This window comes from uncultured Nostoc sp., assembly GCF_937863485.1.
Classification (GTDB): domain Bacteria; phylum Cyanobacteriota; class Cyanobacteriia; order Cyanobacteriales; family Nostocaceae; genus Nostoc.
This window is the reverse complement of sequence record NZ_CALMFY010000245.1, coordinates 1-4792: the sequence shown is the minus strand read 5'-3', so window position 1 is coordinate 4792 and position 4792 is coordinate 1. Positions and strand designations below refer to the sequence as shown.

Sequence of the window (4792 nt, the reverse complement as noted above, 5' to 3'; positions counted from 1 at the left end):
TCCCAAGAGCATCTTAGTACATATACAGATTTTGGTTGTTATTATTTGTTGGCTGAGGTGAAAATGCGTAGGCGTAGCCCGCCGCAGGCATCGCTATAAAGCAGGGCGTAGCTCATTGCCCCTCCCAGAACTAGAGACAAGCGCTTGCGAGGCGTGGGCATAGTGTAGGGTGTTATGTAAATATGTATGCCTCAAAGTCTGCCGTACCAATTGCACAGATGCGCCCCGGTCTAGACTCGCCCTATAAAAGTTTCTTAGAGAAAACCCTTAACAAAACAGGGCGATGCCTGCGGCGGTAAACTACACTCATAATAACCCATATATAAAGTTCCCTCTAAGAATCAGGATGCTTTAACTGTGACCTTTGCTAACACTGTCTTTAAACGACTGGTAAATTCTGATGGGCGATCGCTCATTTTCCAAGAAAACCACGGCAAGCATCTCCCCATACTACCATACATTTTTCCCACTCCTCGTCCGTCTGTGGTGCTTTGTCTTTAGTCAGTCTCACTACTGGCACTAGGTTCCTGGCTTGGTCTAAGCTTTCGCCAAGCTCTAGCAACTGGTGTTCGCTTATTGGGGTCGTAGCCTTAGGTTAGTAGCTGGGCATACTCGGTATCGGTCATGCCGAGGTTGTGGATGTTGGTCATGGGGTGTGGAGAGCGATCAATTTTCAAACGTGATTGGTAATACAGCACTTTTCAGATTGAATAGGCCACAGTGAGCGAACCAGCTCCAAGCATCATCAGATGAGATTTGCTCAGTCACAATTTGGTTTAATACCTGATTAAGCGCTTCTTTGGTTCGAGCTTTTGTTGTACGCAAACATTGCTTGATTTTTGACCAACATAATTCGATGGGAGACAAATCGGGTGAATAAGGAGGTAAAAAAACTAATTTTGCACCAACAGATTCAATAGCATCTTGAATTACCTGTGCGTGATGTACCGAGAAATTATCCATGAGCACGAATGCTCCCACCCACAGCTGGGGTACAAGAACCTCCTGAACGTAAGTCAAAAACACATCTATGTTAACACTACCAGGAATACTCATACTCTTCTATTAGTCCATCCATACTCAGTGCCCCGATCAATGATATATTTTGTCCTCGATTCTTAGGGCAAGAGTCGTATAAGCTTTCTCCACGTGGTGCGCGACCATAGTTTCGAGTCATTTCCTCTTTTCACACCTGACTCGTCTATAAATATTAAATTGTGCGGGTCAACGCTTAAAACCCAATCCCGATAATCAAAACGCATCTGTTTGATTCGTGGACTGTCTTGCTCACTGGCATACAAAGTTTTTTTTATTGGTCAATTCTAACTGTTGAACTGCACGGTGCATGGTTGATATGCTTACACTGATGCTACTGCGTTCGGCTAAACGCTCACATAATTCCGAGAGTATGGCATCCGGCTGTTCATCTACTAACTGCTGCACAGCAGGTAAGTTCTCAATTTTTATTTTAGCGATCGCTCTACCTGCGTGAGCCAAGGCATTTACTTTTCCTGTCTTTATTATGACTACGTATAAGTCGTTGAACAAACGATAAGCTAACTTGAAAGCGGTCAGCTAGTTGTCTTTGTGACCCAAGTTTTGCTTGATGAGCATCAACCAGACGTTGGCGTAGATCCGTTGAGTAGGGGGCAGGCATTTACGAGCAAGTATTTTTATTGCGTCTCTATTTTAGCCTTATCTGTAGTCTACTCAACTGAAAACCGCTGTAAATTGTACTTGAGCAACTATGTTACCTTTTTTAACTGTAAAAGCTCTACCCATTGAGCGACAACGAGCAGAGGATTTATAATTTACAATGCAGCCAGGATTTAACTAATTGATAGTTATATCCTGGCTGCCTCATCAAACTTCTAGCATCAACTGACAGACACTATAAGACTCAATTAATTGTGTCTTGGAAATAATTTTATGCAACTAAATGAAGATTATGACTCTTAAACTTGGATTGTGGTTACTGTGGGCTGGATTTATCGCTTATATTTTATTGTTGGCACCGCCCCTGCACTTAGGTGAAACGCTAACGCTGTTGAAAAATATATTTACTCTTCAGTGGGCTGCTATTAATCCAATTATCCTGTCTTTATTTTCTCTAGTGGGTATTTGGCTATTAATTTACAGTAGTTTATTGTTCATTGATGGCAGGATGCAATCGATTCCTTTTTGGCCTTTTGCTATCACATCAGTGGGTTCGGGTGTACTTGGTCTGTTGCCATATTTGGCTTTGCGTGAACCTAATCAACAATTTTCTGGACAAAAGGATGCTTTTTTGAATCTGCTGGATTCTCACCTTTACGGTATCGTTTTGACTTTCAGCACACTTGTTTTGTTTGTCTATGGTTTTGCCTTGGGTGATTGGGGAGATTATGTGCAACAGTTCCAAAGCGATCGCTTTATCAATGGCATGAGCTTGGCGTTTTGCCTATTTTATGTTTTATTTCCTACTGTTGTTGGTGATGATATGGCTCGTCGCCGTTTCCCTAATGCCGAGGTATTTTTAGCAGTGGCGTTTGTTCCTTTACTCGGTTCTCTTGCTTATCTTTGCCTGCGCCCGCCACTGGTGTCATCAACTATTAGTGAAGAATCATTAAGAACTAATCGGTAATAATATTTATAAGCCAATTGGTGAGTATCAGTAATTCAATAAACAAGTGATCGCACTCTGGCACAATTCTGATGTGGTAATACTTGCTTCATCAAAAGCACTTTTACCAATCGGACGTTGACCATCTATATTAATTGTTTTATCATAATCGTTTTCATTCTTGCCAATCGGACGCTGACCATCTATATTAATTGTTTTATTTTTCTGTATCAGTTCTTTAAATGATTAATTCCTATCAGTTTCAATCTTTATTTTCTGCTGACTCAATTTATTACTACTATCAACTTCTTTGTTTGTGTTATCCATGTTTGCCATCGTGATTTTAAGAATCTTCTTCTACTACTAACATGACCTTAAAAATTGTTAATTTTTAAGTAAAAGGTACTTTAGGTAGCGAACAAAAAATTATGCTCTCTCTAACAATCCCTTTGCTTCAACTGCTGCTTGGGTAATTTCAGAGCTAATAACCCAAGTTGTGGGTCATCAAGATGTGGGTACTTTGAACTTGAATAGTCGTGCGATCGTTTACGACGAAGTAGCGGTTGCGCGTCACGCAACCGCTATTTCAATTAACTCCAAAACACAAATACTGAATTAGATTAAAGCATTATATTTTACTTATTCAATAAATGCTTGTTTCAAAGTAAAAGCAAAAATGAATGTTTCTAATTTCAGTAAAAATCCTTTATATCTCTCTTCTGTCACTTTCCAGAATAAGCAAGTAGTAAATAAGCTAAATCATCCAGAAGAATAATAGGGTTTAAATTGATTCATTGCAGCAATTAAATGATTGAATCCCAGCAATAAATGTGAATTGGGAAAAATATCTAGCCAAGGATAAATCAACCAAAATAGTAAGAGTGGTTGGATAATTAGACGCAGATTATTTAAAATGTTCTTCCATCCGCATTGATGATTCCATTGTTTATGATTAGAAAAATAAACCGAACTATCTTCTTGTATCTCAGTCTCAAGTTGACGAGATTGATTTAAGTCTAAAAACGCTGGAGAATTTAAACTAATCATTGTGTAAACACAAAAAATAATTTCCCACCACCTCTGAATATGCTGGAAATTAGTAAAACGATAATCTGTCCAACCTAGTTCCTGTTTACACTGTCGAAAACCATATTCTACCCATGTCCTTAATCCATAGAGGTCGCCTAAAGTCTTCTTCAAATTCCCTTGCAGATTCGTCATGATGAACGAAGTAGAATTTTCCGGCATGGTTTCTGGGTCAGTAGTTATTTCCCAGTATGTTATGGCTGTTTTTTTACCATAAACTATTTCTCGGATATATCTGGTTTCTGATTTTTGATTACTAAATGTTCTGGAGAATTTACACCACTTATTCGCCCTAACGCTCTGTCCGGCTGGCAACCAGACTCTATGATTACTTCTAATTGCTACCACATAAGCTAAGTTATATTCAGTTAATTTTCTAATAAATTGGCTACTTTCACCATATAAACTATCAGCTAGTACTAGTTCAATATTAAAACCATCTTCAATTAATTCTGTAATTATTTCTGACGCTAATTCTATTTTAGTTTTATATTTATCTCCTTCTTTGAGCGTCCCTTTTGGTTTGAATACTTTTATACTTAAGGGAAAATTTATGTTAGAGTAAACCCCATAAGCATTTACTGAAACTATCCCATTATCTACCTTCCCTACACTCCCTAAATATTGTCTAGCTACATAATCAGTTTTTTTACCTTTTTTCCTATCTCCTGTTTCATCTATTACTACTGTAATGGCATTTCCATCTAATGCTTTCTTGAGTCTACTTAATCTTCGTTGTTTTAATTTATCTACTGACCAAATTGAATTTGCTAAAAAATGATGTAATGACTGGGCTGAGTTTATACTCACCACTTTCGCTATCTCTGGTAACGATTTTCTTTTAAGTGTTGATATTATTCCTAAGTGTAAATGTTTGAAGCACTCATAATTTCTTACTTCCTTAAATAGGTCTTTATACTCTGCACAATATTCATCTACGATCGCTTCCAGCGGGCGGTTACGCCATCGCAACTGTTGGGTGGGCATCTCTTGCTAAATGTTTTAGGATTTGTAATTCTACATCCATTGCCCTGCTTACCTAAAGAGAGTTTTTTCTTTTAACCCTTTTATTCAGAATACTCGGAAAGTGACAGAAGAGGGATA

4 protein-coding genes and 1 pseudogene are annotated in these 4792 nt (G+C 38.3%); 2 read left to right on the top strand and 3 right to left on the bottom strand.

The window, feature by feature from the left end:
- The first annotated feature begins 357 nt into the window (after positions 1 to 357).
- Positions 358 to 501 (top strand): hypothetical protein, encoded by a 144-nt coding sequence (locus tag Q0541_RS33745; protein WP_298921375.1) that lies wholly within the window; start codon positions 358 to 360, stop codon positions 499 to 501.
- A 165-nt stretch (positions 502 to 666) separates the two neighbouring features.
- Here the strand turns inward: Q0541_RS33745 and Q0541_RS33740 are convergent, their stop codons facing one another.
- Positions 667 to 1056: a transposase gene (locus tag Q0541_RS33740; protein WP_298921373.1), complete on the bottom strand. Its 390-nt coding sequence runs from the start codon at positions 1054 to 1056 to the stop codon at positions 667 to 669.
- A 231-nt stretch (positions 1057 to 1287) separates the two neighbouring features.
- A complete protein-coding gene (locus tag Q0541_RS33735) occupies positions 1288 to 1497 on the bottom strand; it encodes a hypothetical protein (protein WP_298921370.1) in 210 nt (69 codons plus the stop codon).
- 451 nt (positions 1498 to 1948) lie between these two features.
- Here Q0541_RS33735 and Q0541_RS33730 point away from each other — a divergent pair, with 451 nt between their 5' ends.
- A complete protein-coding gene (locus Q0541_RS33730) occupies positions 1949 to 2623 on the top strand; it encodes a hypothetical protein (protein ID WP_298921368.1) in 675 nt (224 codons plus the stop codon).
- Between the two features lie 738 nt (positions 2624 to 3361).
- On the opposite strand, the pseudogene Q0541_RS33725 reads toward Q0541_RS33730, so the two are convergent.
- Positions 3362 to 4715 (bottom strand): annotated as a pseudogene (locus Q0541_RS33725) (IS701 family transposase).
- Between the last annotated feature and the right edge of the window lie 77 nt (positions 4716 to 4792).